At 66.6% G+C, this 18,025-nt stretch carries 14 protein-coding genes; 7 read left to right on the top strand and 7 right to left on the bottom strand.

The features are described from left to right. Positions 1–467 precede the first annotated feature (467 nt). Positions 468–1,262: a helix-turn-helix domain-containing protein gene (locus Actob_RS31395; RefSeq protein ID WP_284915467.1), complete on the top strand. Its 795-nt coding sequence runs from the start codon at positions 468–470 to the stop codon at positions 1,260–1,262. 8 nt (positions 1,263–1,270) lie between these two features. Next, positions 1,271–1,597 (top strand): PCC domain-containing protein, encoded by a 327-nt coding sequence (locus Actob_RS31390; protein WP_284915466.1) that lies wholly within the window; start codon positions 1,271–1,273, stop codon positions 1,595–1,597. Between the two features lie 540 nt (positions 1,598–2,137). Here the strand turns inward: Actob_RS31390 and Actob_RS31385 are convergent. The 4 genes from Actob_RS31385 to Actob_RS31370 all read right to left on the bottom strand — a co-directional run bounded on the left by Actob_RS31385 (position 2,138) and on the right by Actob_RS31370 (position 8,245). Next, positions 2,138–2,524, bottom strand: coding sequence for an HNH endonuclease signature motif containing protein (locus tag Actob_RS31385; RefSeq protein ID WP_284915465.1), 387 nt, complete (start codon positions 2,522–2,524; stop codon positions 2,138–2,140). A gap of 199 nt (positions 2,525–2,723) precedes the next feature. Further along, positions 2,724–3,908: a phage major capsid protein gene (locus Actob_RS31380; protein WP_284915464.1), complete on the bottom strand. Its 1,185-nt coding sequence runs from the start codon at positions 3,906–3,908 to the stop codon at positions 2,724–2,726. Between the two features lie 2,199 nt (positions 3,909–6,107). Beyond that, on the bottom strand, positions 6,108–7,781 hold the full coding sequence (locus Actob_RS31375; RefSeq protein ID WP_284922408.1) for a recombinase family protein: 1,674 nt from the start codon (positions 7,779–7,781) through the stop codon (positions 6,108–6,110). Positions 7,782–7,816: 35 nt separating this feature from the next. After that, positions 7,817–8,245 carry an alkaline phosphatase family protein gene (locus tag Actob_RS31370; protein WP_284915463.1) on the bottom strand — a complete coding sequence of 143 codons (429 nt, stop codon included), beginning with the start codon at positions 8,243–8,245 and terminating at the stop codon, positions 7,817–7,819. 126 nt (positions 8,246–8,371) lie between these two features. Between Actob_RS31370 and Actob_RS31365 the strand changes: the two genes are divergently transcribed. Together Actob_RS31365 and Actob_RS31360 are read left to right on the top strand one after the other, a co-directional pair. After that, complete coding sequence (locus Actob_RS31365) at positions 8,372–9,106, top strand: TrmH family RNA methyltransferase (protein WP_284915462.1); 735 nt, start codon at positions 8,372–8,374, stop codon at positions 9,104–9,106. A 646-nt stretch (positions 9,107–9,752) separates the two neighbouring features. Further along, positions 9,753–13,208: an AfsR/SARP family transcriptional regulator gene (locus Actob_RS31360; protein ID WP_284915461.1), complete on the top strand. Its 3,456-nt coding sequence runs from the start codon at positions 9,753–9,755 to the stop codon at positions 13,206–13,208. Here Actob_RS31360 and Actob_RS31355 read toward each other — a convergent pair. The 3 genes from Actob_RS31355 to Actob_RS31345 form a co-directional block, all read right to left on the bottom strand. Next, a complete protein-coding gene (locus Actob_RS31355) occupies positions 13,205–14,014 on the bottom strand; it encodes an ABC transporter permease (protein WP_284915460.1) in 810 nt (269 codons plus the stop codon). The two genes, Actob_RS31360 and Actob_RS31355, sit on opposite strands and share 4 nt — an antisense overlap. Continuing rightward, on the bottom strand, positions 14,011–14,997 hold the full coding sequence (locus Actob_RS31350; RefSeq protein ID WP_284915459.1) for an ATP-binding cassette domain-containing protein: 987 nt from the start codon (positions 14,995–14,997) through the stop codon (positions 14,011–14,013). Before Actob_RS31350 ends, Actob_RS31355 begins: the two co-directional genes overlap by 4 nt. A gap of 118 nt (positions 14,998–15,115) precedes the next feature. Beyond that, entirely contained in the window at positions 15,116–15,292 is a 177-nt protein-coding gene (locus tag Actob_RS31345) for a hypothetical protein (protein WP_284915458.1), read from the bottom strand. A gap of 298 nt (positions 15,293–15,590) precedes the next feature. On the opposite strand from Actob_RS31345, the gene Actob_RS31340 reads away from it, so the two are divergent. The 3 genes from Actob_RS31340 (at position 15,591) to Actob_RS31330 (ending at position 18,013) form a co-directional block, all read left to right on the top strand. After that, positions 15,591–15,824, top strand: a complete 234-nt coding sequence (locus tag Actob_RS31340; RefSeq protein WP_284915457.1) for a hypothetical protein — start codon at positions 15,591–15,593, stop codon at positions 15,822–15,824. A gap of 20 nt (positions 15,825–15,844) precedes the next feature. After that, a complete protein-coding gene (locus Actob_RS31335; RefSeq protein ID WP_284915456.1) occupies positions 15,845–16,723 on the top strand; it encodes a helix-turn-helix domain-containing protein in 879 nt (292 codons plus the stop codon). Between the two features lie 183 nt (positions 16,724–16,906). Further along, on the top strand, positions 16,907–18,013 hold the full coding sequence (locus Actob_RS31330) for a hypothetical protein (protein ID WP_284915455.1): 1,107 nt from the start codon (positions 16,907–16,909) through the stop codon (positions 18,011–18,013). The last annotated feature ends 12 nt before the right edge of the window (positions 18,014–18,025 follow it).

Below are 18,025 nucleotides of genomic sequence, written 5' to 3'. Positions count from 1 at the left end.
GGCGGCTTGGCACTGACATACCGACTCTTTACGGCTGACGTCCGGGAACCTCTCCGGCGGTATCGCGTTCTGCCTCGCACCCTGAATCGGCCCTCGTGGCATCGGATTGTGAACGCCCATCGCTGTTCATCCCTCGCACTCGCGATCGCCGAGAACGTAGGTAGCTGCGCGACCGTCGTCCTGGTGGTCATCAGTCGCATCAAGATCATTCACCGGCACCGTGATCTCACGGCCGGGGCCGCTACCGGTGTCAATCCAGACAGTCACGTGACCGTCATCCGGTAACTCTCGTGGTCCCACTACCAGCATCGCGCCACCACCCCTGAGCCAACACAAGAAGACCTACTAGCCCCGCCGCCCCCCGGCGGGTGAAGATTCGTTGTGGACACAGCGTCTTCCGAGCGACAGTCGGAAGCCAGGCAGCGGGTGTCTTCAGCGTGCTTCAAACCGGCAGCAGGGGTAGCGGCATGAGCGAGCTAGGGCGGATCTTGAAAGAGGCCCGAACCTCAGCCGGCCTGTCACTGGCCGGCATGGCGAAGCGGACAGGCTACAGCCGTTCGCATATCGGCAACGTGGAAAACGGCACCCGTCAGGCAACCCCTGACGTCATTCGAGCGTACGAGAAGGCGTTAGGGGAAGACTTGGACCGCCGTAGCCTCTTGCTAGGCACTCTCGGCATTCTGGCCGCCGGTCCGGCAGACCAAACAGCAACCGCTATTGCCCATGAAATCACCAATGGTCGAAGCAATCTCCTGATGGAGCTACAAACAAGCCACGCTACAGACAAGGGCGTTGCTGCCCTGGTTGGTCAGGACACAGCCGCCCTGGCGTCGTTGTCAAAATGGAGCAGTCGCGGCAAGCCGGTCCTGAGGGTCAATGCCGCTGGGATCCTGGCCAAGGTGCCCTCACCCGCCATCGGGTCCGAGGCAGTTGCCGTGCTTCGCAGTGATGGTGACGTCAGAGACCTGTATTTGACCGCTGTGCTGTCTCGGGTCCTGGGCGTCCCCTGGGATGCAGCCGCCAATCTGGCAACCTCTGGAGGCCTCTCAGACGTCCAGGTCAGCCGGCTAGCCGCTGAACTGTCGAATAACTACGACGCCGGGGCAAGGTGGTGCGCCACTGTTGCCCTCTACCGGGACCGTGAGGCTGACATGGGAGCGGTGAACGCCTCTCTCTTTGCTGCCCTCAGAACCGAAGCTTCCAGCGAAAATATCCGGGCCATCGGCGCAGCTTTGGCCGGGATCAGCCCACTGAACATCTAGGGGAACATGTGCACCTAATCAAGGTCGAGAAAGATCAGGAAGTGCTAGCCACGATCGGGGAAGCAGTCGCCAACCTAGGCGTAACGAACGGATCGCTAACCCTCATTGGGGCCGTCCATGAGGCACGGGTCTCGGTGATGCATCGCGACGATGCCATGGTGGATCGGATGCGTTCATACGCTCAGCCATTTGAAATGAGCGGTACCGGCGAAATCGTGAACGGCGAAGTCCACATCCACGCATGGTTAGCCGGCGAGGATCTGATTGTGGCCGGTCACGCTCACGAACTATGGGTTAGGGACTTCTTCGTGAGAGCATATCTGAACCCCCTGTGAGACGCCTTGAGCGTCTCGCTACGCTCATCAGAAAGCCCCGGCCGAAGCCCCGTAGCCGGGGCTTTTCTATGCCCCCATTAGCCTTCTCAGGCGTTCAAAAGCGGGTCACATTCAGGGCACGCCCACTCCCGATCGAGCAGAACCAGGCCGAGGAATCGGTAGAAGTCCCGACCGCAGCGGTCACATACCTCTAAGCCGATCAAAAGCTTATCGAGCGTAGCTTTTTGAGCCGGACTAATCGGCTTGCCCGCCGCAAGCCTCCCGTTCGCCGCAGCGAGCACATAGTCAAAGACGCCATCTACGTTCATTAGCGGTAAATCAGCCGTCTATCAGCAACATATGCAGAAGACTGCTCCTCCTGGAGCTGGTGGCATCGTGACCGAGGCCACCACGAATGACAGGGGCAGCCGGCCGAGCGAAGATACTCTTCTTCGATCTCCTTCGAAGTTCGGACCCCGTAGCTCGAATCATGCTGAGCTGTCTTCGCAGCCTGGAATATCCCATCCTCAGCCGCTTTGCTGCGGATACCGTCTCGGTGGCTCACTTGTTGCCGCCGTTCGAATCCTCTTCAGCGGCTAGCTCCAAGGCGTGAAGTTCCGCTAGGTGGGCGTTCATCATGTCCTGGAAAGCCTTATTGTTCCTCCTCCAAGAGTTGACCTCGTTCGGAACGACCGCAAGATGTTCCCTACGAACGCATGTCCGGTTGCGGCACAGATGATCAATGGTCAATCCGTCTATCTTCCAGCCGTAGGCATGCTCAGCGATCAACCGATGCACATAGTACTGTTTCCTGTTCCAACTGATTACACCGTAGCCACCATGATTGGTTGTGTACTCCCACTGGTGGCATCCACCAGGAGTCTTTACAACCTTGGCCATAATCCGCTCAACAATCGGAGTTTCAATGACCTTCCTGCCCCTACCCATATCATTTCTCCTGCATTCGATTACAACTCAAGGACTCAAAAAGAAAGGGTGGAGAGCCGAAGCTCTCCACCGATCCCCACCCTGACCCTCACCCCGGGCGTTCTATGCGCCCACAACACGCCACAGACGGAAGGCCTGTGATGCGATGAGAAGGCATAGAAAAGGCCCCGGACAGAATCCCGGGGCCAATCCAAAAATCTTAGGTAGCGCTCGCGACGATGCGCTGAATCGAGGTGGCCTCAGCCGCCTTTACGCCCGCCACCCGGAAGGTGGCCTTGAAGCTCACCAGGTCCTCAGCAAAACGAGCGTCCGAAGAACGCTCCACCTTCACGTCCCGCCGGATACCGATGTAAAGACGAGTAGCATCAGCAACGATGACCGTCCGGGCCGGAAGATTGCCGCTCACCAGAAGCGGCAGCCCCAGAGCCTCACTGACCGGATTCGACGTAACCGAAGCCGCGAGATAGCCACCGGTCGAGCCGTTCTCGCGAGCCTTTGCGAGACCCTTGAACATGTCGGGGCTCGCCCAAACCACGGTGGGAGTGGCGCCGGTCGAAACGATCGCAGCGTACGCATCGATGATGTTGTCCCAGGTCACCGAGGTATTGCCCGTGGACAACGTGGTAGCGGTGGAGTTGGCCGGCAGCGACAGGCCACCCAAAGCAGTGGTGCCACCAGCACCCTGGAAGCAATCCTTATCGAGTGCGAGAGCCAGGTCACGACTGACAACATCAGCCGCCATCTGCTCAATGTTGATCGCCGAATCTTCGATGATTTCGCTCGATGCAACGTAGATTCGACCATACTTGACCGGGGCGAGCTGAACGCCACTCCACGTCATGGCGCCCTCACCAATGACCGCACCCTCAGAGTAGGTGGTGCCGCTCAGGTCGGTACTGGTTGAAAGCTGAGGAATGGTGAAGTTGTTGGTATTGAAGTGGATGACGTTGAGTCCAGGCGCCTTCATGAAGACGCTTTGGGATCGCAGTTTGTCAATCCAGTAGTTCGCAACCTGGGCCGGAACAGTTACGCCGCCGGTCGTTGAAGTCGCCTCAGCGACGGTCGCCCGGTATTCCTGCTCCGTCGGGAACAGGCTCCTCCACTGATTAACGGAGGGGGCGTACCGATTGAACGTCGAAATGTCGCGGCCAGCGGCCAGACGCGCCGCGTCGGCGCGCTCCTCAATCAGCTTGACCTCGCGCTTATGCGCTTCGAAGTGGGAACGCGCCTCAGCCTCAAGGGCGTCCATCTGGTCATCAATGGCCTTCAGCTTCGTAAGGATGTCGGAACGCGGAATACTGGTATCCGCAGCAACCGCCTTACGTTGCTCAAAAAGTGCGGCACGCTGCTCCAGGGCAGCCTCAGCCTGAGCCACAAAGCTCATAGGTGTTACTCCAGGGGTGATCTTTCGGCATCAGCCGGAAAGCGGGAAAAGAAAAAGGGCCAGCATGGCTGGCCCTTTGAGGGTGTTGGCTGCTTAGGCGCGCAGTCCGGGCGTATATACGAAGAAGGGCCAGCATGGCTGGCCCTTCTAAGGCTTCACGAATCCGCACCCGCGTGAAGTCGGGCTTAGCGAACAAGGGGCGAAAGAGGATTCCGAAGAGAACCCGATGCTCTGCGTATTCGGCTTATTCTTACGCCGAGCACGACTGCGGCGATTCTGGATTTTGGCGGCACTCCAGACGGGTGCACCGGCTGCTCTAAATCACGTGGCGCGGTGACGGCAACCTGTTCGACACAACATCAGAAGGCAGTCACGACAACGGCCTATTCTCATCTTGTGCATTCCTCCCGGCATTGGACCGGGAAGCTTAGAAGTCGTCCCTAAGCTGGTGGCCGCTCAGCGGCTACGAACTTGGAACGAAACTTGAGACGGTCTACGCCGTAGACGGCATCCCAGTACTGTCGCCGGCTTTCCGCAGCACGGAGCGCACGAGCGCGGCGCCTACATTCGGCGGAACAGAAGCGGGGGATGCGACCGGTTGATCCGGCACGCTGCACAGGACCGTTACAGACGAAGCAAAGCCGAGAAGGCTCCATGAGTTCCCTCCTCAGGAAGTAACGAGGCTTCATTTGGCCTCCTCACCTAGACGTTCGGACTCCAAGCACTGACGTCTGGAGTCACTTTCCATCATGACTTGGGTCACAGTTACGGTTACGCTTCTGTACGCCGTTTGAATTCCCACAAAGACAGGCGACCGCGAGCACGCAAACTTCCCTAATTCGATGGGTGGGGGAATGTCTGGTTCTAAAGTTTCGATCCCCCCTGGTACTAGCCACTGGCCGGCGGTAGCCTTAGAGGTGGACCGAGGGCAGTGAGCTTGCCTTCGGTCCCCAGACTTCTAGCAACAAGGCCGCTGTAAGCCTCTCTGAGGCAGCAAAGGGCCGAGGAGGTTAGAATCCTAGAGCGCTTAGCGTTCGCCCCTCTAAGGCAAACTGAGGGTGCTAACCCAGCACCTGAGGCGGAATGCTGGCCGAGGTGAAGTAACCCTGAGGTGCCGACAGGCAGCGAAAGGCAGCAGAACCGAAGCCGAAGGTACTGAGGTTCCCTAAGTGTTGTGATGCTCAGGCATCAAGCCTGATTACTGACTTAGGTAGCAGACCTTCGAGGTCTGCCTTACTCAGATGGTGCCGCCCTGAGGCACCACTACTCAACAGTTGGGGACCTGGGGTCCCCTTAGTCATTACTAATAGAGACCCCTGAGGGGGTCTCTGAGGAGGTTGTGTGCGCTCTAGGTGCACACCTGAGTGTGCGTAGTTGTTGCACACCTAGCTACCGATAGGCGTCGGTGAGGTCAGTTCGTAGACCTTGACGCCCTTAGCGTGCTTACCGACCTCACGAAGCCATCCAAGCGTGACCAACCGGCTGACATACCGTCCGGCACCCGTCCGGTTGATCCCCAACGCTTCGCCCACGGTCGCCATGGCCGGCCGAACGTCACGGCCAGTGTTCCCGGTTGAGTAGGTGCTGACGATGAAAGCGGTTGCCAGGAGTTGACCGCGAAGAGTCTTGGACTCCCTAACATGGCGTTGCCAAGTCAGCGTCTGAACCGGTCCGTAAACAACGACATCCGAATTGCCGTCGTCATCGGTTCCACCCGTAGCCTCTGAAACGCCCTCAGAGCGGCTTACCGCCCCCATGGACACCTCGGGTGCACCGTGAGCTTTTACGTCTCCAGCTTCCCTCTCAGGCACCTTAAATTGCGTGTCAGTTGGTTGCGCCTTCGTAGCTCCAGTAGGAAAACATGCCGGCCCACCATCTCCGCCGTGTGAGCAACACCAACGCACCACGCCTGGCATCCACTCTTCAAGCCTCTTCGGCTTCCGGTGGCCGCACAAAGGTGGCTCGCCATAGTGACCAGCATCAGCCACCACAGCGGCAGTGACCGGCGCCACTGCAACCTCGTTATCTGTAGCGTCATCAGGCCACGGTGCGTCTTCGGTGAACAGCTTTCCTCCCTGGAGTTAAGGAAAGGCACGCCGAAGCGTGCCCTTCTGATCTTGCTGCGAGCTTTATCCGTTTAAGCTCCTGGAGTCCGTTGGCAGTTTTGGCACAGCAGACCCACAAACTCGGATGAGGATTCTACTCGGCGAGTGTTTCACGCTGGCTCGTCGATGGAACGGCTTCACCAGTAGCCGGCTCGCCGTCAATCAGTACCGGCCGGCCGTAGCGGGCGGCATGTTCGTACTGCTTCACGGTGACCTGGTCGTAGATGTCCTGATCGGTGGGGAGCGGGCGCAACCGGCCGCGTCGGTCGTAGGCGTGAACGTAGCTAGCGACAGGTGGGTACGGACCTCCGCGCTCCCGTAATGGGGGGAAAATCCGAATTTCAGGGAGTACATCGGCGACCAGAAGTCGCTTCTGTTCCAGTGACAACGCCTGGAAATCTTGACGGCTGAAGCCTTCTGAATAGTTCGCCGCTGGATGCGCCTCAATACCGCCTTCTAGCTCTTGAACGACGCGGTCGAGCTGTGCATTAAGCGATTCGCTGCCTGAGACTAACTGGGGAAGCTTGATCTTTCGCTGTGTATAGCTTCGTGTTAGAGCCTCAAGCTCGCCTTCCAGGTCATGCTTTCTGGTGAGAAGCAATTCCCGTCTCGCTAGATCGATCTCCTCCTTGCCCTGGTCGTGAAAGTCGCGCGAGCGCACTATTTCTACGGCAATTGAGATGATGTAGTCATCGATCGGCTCTGCGGGAATATCAATGTGTCGGCCTTTTTTGCAGATATACATCCGCGCCTGCCGGCCATCGCTGTAGTTTCTGCACACGATCTTCTCGCTTCCGGCGCATACCCCGCACAATGCTTGCCCAGACAGAAGCCACTTAAGATTATTGCCCGGTTGCTGACGCGTGTTGGTTAGAACGGCAACCATTGCGTGCCAGTCGTCAGAACTGATCACCGGTTCCCAATTGCCCTTGGTTAGTTCGAGCTTGTGGCGGTGAGAAACCCACCTCTCTCCGCCGGGACGATTGGTGTCACTGAGAATGGATGAAGGCTGATAGGCGAGATAGCCAGCGATTGCCGGATTGCACAACGCGTTTTTCGCGGACCTCCATGTGTGGGGTTTTCCCGTCTTTGTAGTGATGCCCCGTCGTTCCCACTCCCGGCATACATCAGTGACGGTTCCGCCTCGCATGACGAAGTCATGTGCCCAGCGGATTGCGTCTGCGCCGTTCGGCTCATGCCTATACGTCGCCGGGGAATCCCCGTCACGCTTGACGTACTGGAGGCCTGTAGGGGAAGGTCCGCCTATTGGCTCTCCATGCTTTACGCGAAATAGATTGTTTTCTTTTTGCCGCTCCGACTTGCGCTCTACTTCCTGACGAGCGATGGCACCTCGGATCCGAGCATTTGCCCGACCTGGTGACGATGCGAGGTCCAGGTAGCCGGAAACGTAGAAGTAGACAGGTACAGCATGAGGCTCAAGGTGGTCGATCAAGCCTTCTAGTTCAAGCGGTTGCCGAACTAGTCGGTCATCGTCGCGGCTAACGATGCGGGCGACTCTGCCGGCCTTACACCATGCAAGTAGCAGGTCATACCCTTCACGGGTTTTTGACCTGTCGGATGCCGACTTCTTGTCGGCAAAGATGACGATGGCTTCCGGCCAATTCATCCGTTCGATGAGCGCCCGGCACTCCTGCTCCTGGACCTCCAGGGATACGGACCGCTTGGACTTGCGGCTGAGCCGGAGGTAGATCGCTGTGACCTTAGGGCCTGACGGTATGACCTGGGGTTTCGCAAGCGTTGGAGGCATTGGCACCCCGATAGTGTACGCTTGCGTTTGTAGTACTACGCGTCCGCGAGGGCGAAATGGTAGGGCAGGTCGGCGCGGGTGTGATGGGTCATCGTCTGCACGCCCTTGTTGGGCACCCACTGGTCGAACCGCCCGGCGTTCCAGGCCGCGTGCCCGTCGTTCCAGCCGTGCGGCGGGTCCGGCAGGAAGGCGCCGCCCAGGTCCTTGACCTCCGGACGGAACGGGAGCAGATCGGCCTGATGCCAGACACTGCGCCCGTCCGGCCGGGTCGCCGGGTGCGGGTCGGCGAACCCGCGCACGCCGCGCAGCGTACCGAAATAATGGTCGAAGGAACGGTTCTCCTGCATCAGGAAGATGACGTGCTCGACGTCCTCGATCGACCCGGTGCGATTGTTCGCCGGAATGGCGAGGGCTTTCTCCAGCCCGGCGGGCATGGCGGCGGCGACCGCCGGTACACCCAGCATCTGCAAGAATTTACGTCGATCCACGCTGGTCACGGCGGGGCACGTTATTTATCGAAAGTGACTTCCGGGTGACCGGCAACCCCCTTTTGGCGTACGGTCCGAACACGCTCGTCATACTCGTCAGCGATGACCCCCGCCGAGTTGACCCAGGCACGCGCCGACCGTGGCCTAGCGGTGCTCGAGGGATTCCACGCCCTCAAGCACGCGCTCCGGTTCGGTGCCACCGTCCGCACCGTGCTCGCCGTCGACCCGGAGCAACTGGAGTCGATGGCCGCCGGCCTGGCCCCGGACCTGCTCGGCCGCTTCCGTGAGCTGGCCCGCCCGGTGTCCCGCGACGACTTCCGCCGGCTGTCCCGCAACCCGGTCCGCACCGAGGTGATCGCCGTCGCGGACCGCCCGCCCGTCGACGTGGCCGCCGTGCTGCGCGCCACGTCCGCCGAGCCGATCGTCCTCCTCGAGGATCCCCGCAACCTCGGCAACGTCGGCGCTGTCATCCGGGTGGCCGCCGCGGCCGGTGCCGCCGCCGTCCTCACCAGCGGCGTCAGCGACCCCTGGGACCCGGCGGCCATCCGCGGCGCGGCCGGCCTGCACTACGCCCTCCCGGTCGCCAGGATCGACGTCGCCGCACTGACCGGCCGCCCGATCGTGGCGCTCGATCCGGACGGCGTCGAGATCTCCCCGGCGGCGATCCCGGACCGGGCCGTCCTCGCCTTCGGCACCGAACGCGACGGCCTCTCCGCGGAACTGCTGTCCCGCGCGGACGTGCGGGTCCGCATCCCGATGCGCGCGGACGTGTCCAGCCTGAACCTGGCCACGTCGGTCGCCATCACCCTGTACTCCCGCCGGTGGATGGCAGTGTGAAGCCGGATCGCTCGCCGCGGTCCGGATGCTGGCCGGTGTGACATCCCTGGTCCGGATGGTCAGTTGGGCTGGGGGTCGCTTCGGGTGCTGCGGGCGTACCGGGAACCGGACCGCGATCCGGGGTGGAGGGCGGACTGAGTGCCCGGCTGGCGGCCGTGACTGTTCGCATGGACCGCTCGGCTGGCGGCCGTGACCGCCCGCATTGACGGCGCAGGTGGCAGACCGTGACCGCTCGCACTGACGGCGCAGGTGGCAGACCGTGACCGGTCGCATCGACTGTCCAAGTGACAGACCGTGGCCGCTCGCATTGACCGGCCAACTGGCGGCCGAGACCGGCGGCCGGGGTCGCGGCCGGCTGATGCCCGGGGTCGTGGCTGGCGGCCGGACCGTGGCTGGCTACTTGCGTGGCCCACGGCGGGGGCGGCGCTGCTCAATCCCCGAATGAGGCGGTTCCAAAAAGCTCTGAACAGCTCAAACGCAAGATCGTCAGACCCCGCCCTTCCCTGGGGGAACCCCCGCAAGACAGTGTGGCGGAGAATCCGGGACCTGGCCGTGCCGCCTGTGGACAACCCGTGGCTGTGGACAACCTCAGCCACGGCCGGAACCGGTTTGGTCCGGGCTGGCCGGGCGCGAGAGGATCGGCGGTGTGAGCGAGCACGGGGAGGGCGCCGGCCGGCTGCGGGTCGAGCTGTTCGGGGCGTTGCGGGTTCGCCGGGGTGCGGCCGACCTGGCGGTGCCGGGTGCCCGGCTGCGGGGGCTGCTCGTGCGGCTGGCGCTGGCCGCCGGGCGGCCGGTGGGGGCCGCGACGCTGGTCGACGCGCTGTGGCCGCAGGACCGGCCGGCCGATCCGGCGAACGCGTTGCAGTCCCTGGTGTCGCGGTTGCGGCGGGTGCTCGGTGACGCCGACGCGGTCAGTCAGGACGAGGGTGGCTACCGGCTCGCGGTGAGCGGCGACGACGTGGACGTGATCCGCTTCGAGCGGCTGGCGGCGTCCGGGCGGCAGCGGCTGCGCGACGGTGACGTGGCCGGCGCCGGCGAGCTGCTCGGTCAGGCGGCCGCGCTGGTGCGCGGGGCGGTGGCGGCCGAGGTCGGCGCGGTGGCCGAGGCGGTCGGGGTGCGGCTCGGGCGGGCGGTCGCGGCGGCCCTTGCCGACGCCGCCGAGACCGACCTGCGGCTGGGCCGGCCGGAGGTGGCTGAGGCGCGGCTGAGCCGGCTGCGCGAGGAGCATCCGCTGGACGAGCGGGTGGTGGCCCTGCTGATGGACGCGCTGGCCGCGCAGGGGCGGCAGGCGGAGGCCCTCGACCTGTACGAGCGGGTGCGCGAGCAGGTGGCGGACCGGCTGGGCGCGGACCCGGGCGCGGCGCTGCGGGAGCGGCACCTGCGCCTGCTGCGCGGTGCCGAGCCGGCGGAGGCGCCCGGCTGGCGGGGCGAGGCCGGCGGGCGAGGCGGGGCGGCGGGGGACCGGGGCGAACCCGGGGCGCGGCCGGACGACACCAAAGGACGTGACGAAACCAAAGGACGTGACGACACCAAAGGACGTGACGACACCAGGGGACGTGACGACACCAGGGGACGCGGCGACACGCGCGAATCCGGGGCGTGGCGGGACGAGGCCCAGGGCGTACCGGAAAGCGGGGAAGCGCACCCGGCGGCGAGCAACCTGCCGGAACCGCTGACCAGCTTCATCGGCCGGGAGGCCGATCTGGAGAGGGTCGACGAGCTGCTGACCGGCGGGCGGCTGATCACCGTGCTGGGACCGGGCGGGGCGGGCAAGACGCGGCTGGCGACGCAGGCGGCGCGCCGGCGGCGGGGTGAGTACCGGGACGGCGTGTGGCTGATCGACCTGGCCTCGGTGACCGCGCCGGCCGAGTTGCCCGCCGCGGTGCTGACCGCGACCGGGCTGCGCGCCGCGGCGATCTTCGAGAACTCCGGGATCCGGTTCGAGGGGCGCGGCGAGGTCGACGTGCTGGTCGACCAGTTCGCCGGGCGCGAGTGCCTGTTCGTGGTGGACAACTGCGAGCACCTGATCGACGCGGTGGCGCACCTGGTGACGGCGCTGCTGGTGCGCTGCCCGGGGCTGCGGATCCTGGCCACCAGCCGGGAGCCGCTGGCGGTGGACGGGGAGTCGCTGGTCCCGCTCGGGCCGCTCGGGGTGCCGGAGAGCACCGAGCCGGACGAGGCGGGCCGGTCACCCGCGGTACGGCTGTTCGCCGAGCGGGCCGCCGCGGTGCTGCCCGGCTTCACCGTCGACGAGACGACGGTGGCACCGGTGGTCCAGATCGTGCGCCGGCTCGACGGGCTGCCGCTGGCGCTGGAGCTGGCCGCCGCCCGGCTGCGCACGCTGGGCCTGACCGAGCTGGCGAACGGCCTGGACGACCGGTTCCGGCTGCTCACCACCGGCAGCCGCACCGCGCTGCCCCGGCACCGCACGCTGCGCGCGGTGATCGCCTGGAGCTGGGACCTGCTCGCCGACGACGAACGGGCGCTGGCCGAGCGGGTGTCGGTGCTGCCCGGCGGGGTGACCGCCGGCTCGGCGAGCGCGGTCTGCCCGGACGCGCCCGACATCCACGACCTGCTGGCCGCCCTGGTCGACAAGTCGCTGTTGCAGCGGGCCGCGGAGGGCCGCTACCGGATGCTGGAGACGCTCCGCGAGTACGGCATCGACCGCCTCGCCGAACAGGGCACCCTCACCGCCGTCCGGGGCCTGGCCGCGCGCTACCTGGCCGCCCTGGTCGCCGAGCACGACCCGCGCCTGCGTACCGCCGAGCAACTGGACGCCCTGCGGGTGTTGCGCGCCGAGTACGACAACGCGCTGGCCGCCCTGCGCCACCTGTGCGACGAGGGCGAGGCCGAGCGGGCGCTGCGCCTGGCGATGAGCCTGGTCTGGTACTGGCAGATGTTCGGCCGGCACGCCGACGCCGCGTTCTGGCTGCGCGAGGCGCTGAACGTGCCCGGCGAGCGGGACCCGCTGACCCTCGACTGCGCCGAGGCGGTGCTCGTCCTCAACCGCGTGGGCTCGGAGTCCACGATGGCGATGGAGACCGCCGAGCGGCGCCGGCAGCGGCTGCGTGACCTGGCCCAGCGGCTGGTCGCCCACCCGCACCTGCCCGGGCTGGTCGGCGCGCTGGTCGCGGTGGTGCTCTACATGGCCGAGGAGCCGGAGGCGGCCCGCGCCCGGATGGACGAGCTGGTCGCCGGGCCGGACCGCTGGGTGACCGCGCTGGCCATGCTGTTCCGGGCCCAGGTCGCGGAGAACAACGGCGACGTGGCCCAGGTGCGGATCGACGTGGCCGACGCGCTCGCCGGGTTCCGGGCCGCCGGCGACCGCTGGGGCCAGGCCACCGTGCTGCCGCTGCGCGCCCTGCTCCGCCAGTACGACGGCGACCTGGACGGCGCGCTCGCCGACCTGACCACCGCCAAGGCGCTGGCCGCCGAGTTCGGGTCGCTGGACCTCGGCGACGAGGTGTTCATCGACCTGCGCCGCTCCGACCTGCACCTGCGCCGGGGCGAGGAGGACGAGGCCCGAGCCGCGCTGCGTGCCGCCCGGGACCGCGCCGGCCGGGCGGCCTCCCCGGAGATGATGCTGCTCATCGACGCCCTGGAGGCCGGCATGATGGTGGCGCTGGGCGAGCTGGACCGGGCCGAGGAACTGGTCGGCAAGGCCAAGTCCGGGTTGCGGGTCCAGGAGCTGGAGTTCATGAACGGCGACCACGGCACCGCGATCATCGAGGGGGTGCGGGCGGCGCTGGCGCTGCGCCGCGGTGACCCGGTCCGGGCCGAGCAGGCGCTGGTCCAGGCCTACGCCGCGGCCCAGGCGACCCGGGACATGCCGATCCTGTCGCTGGTCGCGATCGGCGCGGCGAGCCTGGCCGACCTGCTCGGCCGGCATCGGGAGGCGGTGCAGCTGCTGGGTGCCGGCGCCCGGTTGCGCGGCGCGCACGACCCGACCGACCTGCAGGTGGCCGAGCTGACCCGGCGCAACCGGGCGGTGCTGGGTGACGAGGCGTTCGCCGAGGCCTACGCCGCCGGGTTCGGCCTGGACCCGAACACGGCACTGGCCCGGATCGACCCGGGCCAGCTGAACCGCGCGTTGAACTCCTAGGTGCGCTTGTTGTAAGCGCGCAGCGCCAGCGGTACGAAGACCACCAGCAGCCCGGCCATCCAGGCCAGGGTGGCCAGCAGGTGGTCGGCGACCGGCCCGCCGACCAGCAGGCCGCGTTCCGCCCCGACCAGGTGGGTGATCGGGTTGACGTGCACGAAGCCCTGCAGCCAACCGGGCAGCGTGCTGGTCTCGACGAACACGTTGCTGCCGAACGACAGCGGGAAGACCAGCAGGAACATCACCCCCTGCACCGCGCCGGAGGTGCGCACCAGCATGCCGACCCAGACCGAGACCCAGCCGAAGCACAGGCCGAACCCGATGGCCAGGGCGACGGCGGCGAGGGTGGGCACCGCGCCGGTCTGGATCCGGAAGCCCATGACGGTGCCGACGCCGAGGGTCACCAGGCACACCGTGATGTACCTGACGATGTCCGCGCCGACCGCGCCGACCAGCGGCGCCGACCGGGAGACCGGCAGGGACCGGAACCTGTCGAAGACGCCCTTCTCGATGTCCGCGTTGAGGTTCTGGCCGAGCGCGATGCCGCCCATCGCCAGTGACTGGGCGAGCATGCCGGGCAGCAGGAACTGCAGGTATCCGTGCCGGTTGCCGTCGGCGATGGCGCCGCCGAACAGGTACGTGAACATCAGCAGGAAGATCACCGGCTGGATGGTGACGTCGATCAGGGCTTCTGGCGTGCGGATGGTCTTGATCAGGCTGCGCTGGGCGAGCGCGGCGCTGTGCCGGAACAGCCCGCCGCGCCGCGGCGTGTCCGAGCCGACCGGCCCGGCGAGAACTGCCGTGGTCATACCAGGGCCTCCGTCTTCTTCTTGTGCTCGCCGGTGCCCCCGGTCAGGGTGTGGAACACCTCGTCGAGGCTGGGCAGGTGCAGCCCGAATTCGTTCACCTCGATGCCGGCCCGGCGCAGCGCGGGGATCACGTCGTCGAGCGCGCTGTCCGAGGCGACCGGCACCGACCCGGCACCGGGCCGGGATCCGGCCGCGTCGTCCGGCGCGGCGTTGGTGCCGGGCGCGGCCACCGCGTCAAGGATTTTCAGTACGTCGGGCAGCCGTGCGGCATCCGCCGGCCGGATCCGCAGGGTCTGCCCGCCGACCCGGCGCTTGAGACCGTCCGGGGTGTCCTGGGCGATCACCCGGCCGTGGTCGACCACCACGATCTCGTCGGCGAGGGCATCGGCCTCCTCCAGGTACTGCGTGGTCAGCAGCACGCTGGAGCCCTGCGCGACCTGGGTGCGCACGACACCCCACATGTCCTCGCGCTTGGCCGGGTCCAGACCCGTCGTCGGCTCGTCCAGGAAGATCACCTCGGGGTGGCCGACCAGGCTGGCGGCCAGGTCGAGGCGGCGGCGCATGCCACCGGAGTACGTCTTGGCCGGCCGCCCGGCCGCCTCGGTCAGGTCGAACCAGTCGAGCAGCTCGGCCGCCCGCTTCCGGGCCTCCCGCCCGCGCAGGTCGAGCAGCCGGCCGATCAGCACCAGGTTCTGGGTGCCGGTCAGGTCCTCGTCGACCGAGGCGTACTGGCCGGTCAGGCCGATTCGCCGGCGTACCTTCTGCGGCTCGCGCAGCACGTCGACACCGGCGACGTACGCGGTGCCCTCGTCCGGGCGCAGCAGGGTCGCCAGCACCCGCACCGCGGTCGTCTTGCCGGCCCCGTTGGGCCCCAGCACGCCGAGCACCGTGCCCCGGCGCATCGCCAGGTCCACCCCGTCGAGCGCCTGCGTCTTACCGAAGCGTTTGCGCAAGCCCTCGGCGCGCACTACGAGATCGTCCACGATCCTCGCTCCCCCTCATGTGGTTACCGGATCGAGGATGGGCCGGCCCGCTGGCATGATCCGCACAGCACGCTGTCACGGCGATGCCAGCTCCCGGTGCGCGGCTCCGGTGCGCCGGTCAGCCGGCGAACGCGGCGGCGACGATGAGCGCCAGTGCCGCGCCGAGCGCGAACGCGACCACGGCGGCCGAGGCGACGACCTCGACGATCACCCCGATCGGCGCGAGCGCCCGTTTCAGGTATCGAAGTCCGATGATGAGCAGTAGTCCGGCCAGTGCCAGGTAGAAAGGTGACAACGTGCCGATCATTGCGACCCCCGGAGGGTGCGGCGAAGTGATACGCCGATCCTCTATTCACGGCTCGTGAATTTCCACCCACATTCATGGACTGCAAAAAATGAAGCCCGTTCTCCATATTTCGATCTGGCAATGTGGCGGACAGGCAGGTGGCACTTTACCGCGGTATTACCCAGGTCGGTGAGGGTGTGGCCGGGACGGACAGGCTGTGCGCAACGCCTCGGGCGGCTCTTGACACGCTGGGCCCGTCTGGAGCGTTCTACCGCGGAGGCTGTCGCTTATGCCCTATTCTCCCCTTGTGAATAATGCGTCGTGCGAGAGCGGCAAGCAGGCGCCGCTCTCCCTTCAAGTGGTGGCCAACCGCTGTTCCGCCGGATCTTGTCCGACCATCTATCGGACCGATTCGGGGCGCTATGTGGTCCAGGGATTCACCGTCTCCGCTGAGCGGGCCGGCATTGATCTGCCGGAAGGTGAGATGCTGGTGGAAATCCCGGCCGAGTTGCTGCGCGAGGTGCTCGGCAGCCTGTCGTGACGTGAAGCGAAGGGGGCGCCTTGTCGATCGGTGATGACGCCCCCTTCGAACCGGAGCCGGTCGGCGCCACCCTCGCCCGGATGCGCCGGGCCCGGCGGCTCACCGGTACCCAGCTGGCCGACATGGTCCGGATGAGCCAGCCGAAGATCTCCCGCCTGGAGCGCGGCAAGGGCCTGCCCGACCCGGCCGACGTGGCGACCGTGGCCCGGGCGCTCGGTGCCGACGAGGCGCAGATCAGGGATCTCGTCCGGCGGGCCGAGGACGCTCAGGACCGGATGACCGACTGGCGTCCGACGGTGTCGCCGCTGGTGAGCCGGCAGGAAAGCCTCGCGGAGTGGGAGGCGGACACCGTCGAGGTCCGCGACTTCCAGCCCGCCCTGCTCGCCGGTCTGCTGCAGACCAGCGGATATGCCCGCGAAGCCCTGCTCTCCTTCCAGACCCTGGCCCGGCCGGTGGACGACGAGCCGGCCGAGACCGCGATCCTGCCCGCTGTCACCGCGCGGATCCGGCGCCAGGAGGTGCTCGGCGATCCGGCCAAGTCGTTCCGGTTCGTCATCACCGAGTCGGTGCTGCGCAGCCAGGTGTGCCCGCCCGCCGAGATGCTGGCGCAGCTCAGTCACCTGCGCGCGCTGCTGGCCCGGCATTCGAACGTGCGGTTCGCCGTCATCCCCGACGAGGGGCCGCTGGCGTTCCCGCCGCTGCACGGGTTCACGCTGCTCGACGACCGGCTGGTCCTGATCGACGTGTACAACACCGGGCTGGTGTCCCGGGGGCCGACCGACGTGCGGCACTACCACAAGGTGTTCGAGCTGTTCGAGGCGTCCGCCACCACCGACCTCGGCCCGCTGCTGGACAAGCACGAGGCCCGCTGCATCGAGCAGCTCACCCGCCGCGCCTGACGGTCCGCCGACCATCACGATCAAGAGCGGTTTCCGGTACGCCGGTCGGCGCGCTCCGGCAGGCGGCGCCTCCCCCCGGTGCACGGCCCGGCGCCGGGCACCGCGTACGGCGGGAGAGTGGTCCGTCCACTCCCGATACATTCGCTGGCGGCCGGCCTTTTTGATCGTCTAGGCTCTGCCGCCATGGCCAGCGAAGACGTGGAAGTCAAACTCCGGGAGCTCGCCGGAGACGCGCAGTTCCCGCATCAGGAGGCGGCCCGGCGGGCGCTGCGGTTCCGGGAGTCCGGTGACGTGGCCGATCTGGTGGCGATCGCCGACGACCCGCACGGCTGCGCGACGACCGACATGCTGTTCGCCATGGCCGGCCAGCGGAAGACCTGGCTCAACTGGGTGCCGATGCCCGAGGAGGCGGTCAGCAACATGGCCCGGGACATGGCCCGCCGCCAGGCCGCCGGGGAGACCGGCACGATCACCGAACTGGGGCTCTCCGGTGGCGAGCCGGCCAGTGCGCTCGCCGCGTTCCTGCGGGCGGCCGGCGCGCCGGTGAAGGTTGGCATCGCCGAGTTCGGCGAGCCGGACATGCGGGTCCCGTTGCGGCCCGGCAAGTACGCGGTCTGGCGCTACGAGGGCGACGACGCGGTACCCGCTGTCGCCCCGCCCTCGGCGGCGGCCGTCGAGACGCTCTACCGGGTCGGCGCGGAGCCGTGGCCGTCGCCGCTCTCCGGTTACCTGCAGGCGGAACCGCTCGGCGAGCTGAGCCTGGACGACCTGCTGGGCCTGCTGGTGCATCCGCCACAGGCGCCGGACATCAGGCGTTACCAGATCCTGGCCAAGTCCGACCCGGTGTACTGGTACCGGCTGCTGCAGCCCTGGGTCTGCCTCGGCATCCTGCACCACCGCGCGGACGAGCCGTGGGAGACCTCGACCCGGCGGCAGGTGCTGGTCGACCTGGCCTTCGGTGTGGAGGACTGGGTTTCCGACGCGGCCCTGTTCGCTCTGGTCACCGCCGCCTACCGGGAACCGGGACTGCGGGACGAGGTGCGGGTGCTGGTCCGGGACCGGCTGGTGGCGGCGACCGAGGCGCCCCGGCCGGTGATGATCTGGACGTCGCTGGCACACCTGATGCTGATCACGCCGGGCGCGGCCGAGGGCGAGAAGGAGCTGGCCCGCGCGGTCCTGCGGCAGAGCGAGCCGGACGACGAGGACGAGGACGAGGTGGCGGCGGAGCCGGCGCCGGTCCAGCGGGAACGGCGTCCCGGTGGGTGGCGTCGCTGGTTCGGCCGCGGCTGATCGGAATCCGCC

The sequence above is a fragment of the Actinoplanes oblitus genome (assembly GCF_030252345.1).
In the GTDB taxonomy this organism is placed as follows: domain Bacteria; phylum Actinomycetota; class Actinomycetes; order Mycobacteriales; family Micromonosporaceae; genus Actinoplanes; species Actinoplanes oblitus.
The sequence above is the reverse complement of the archived record's forward strand: the minus strand, read 5'-3'. Positions and strand labels throughout refer to the sequence as shown.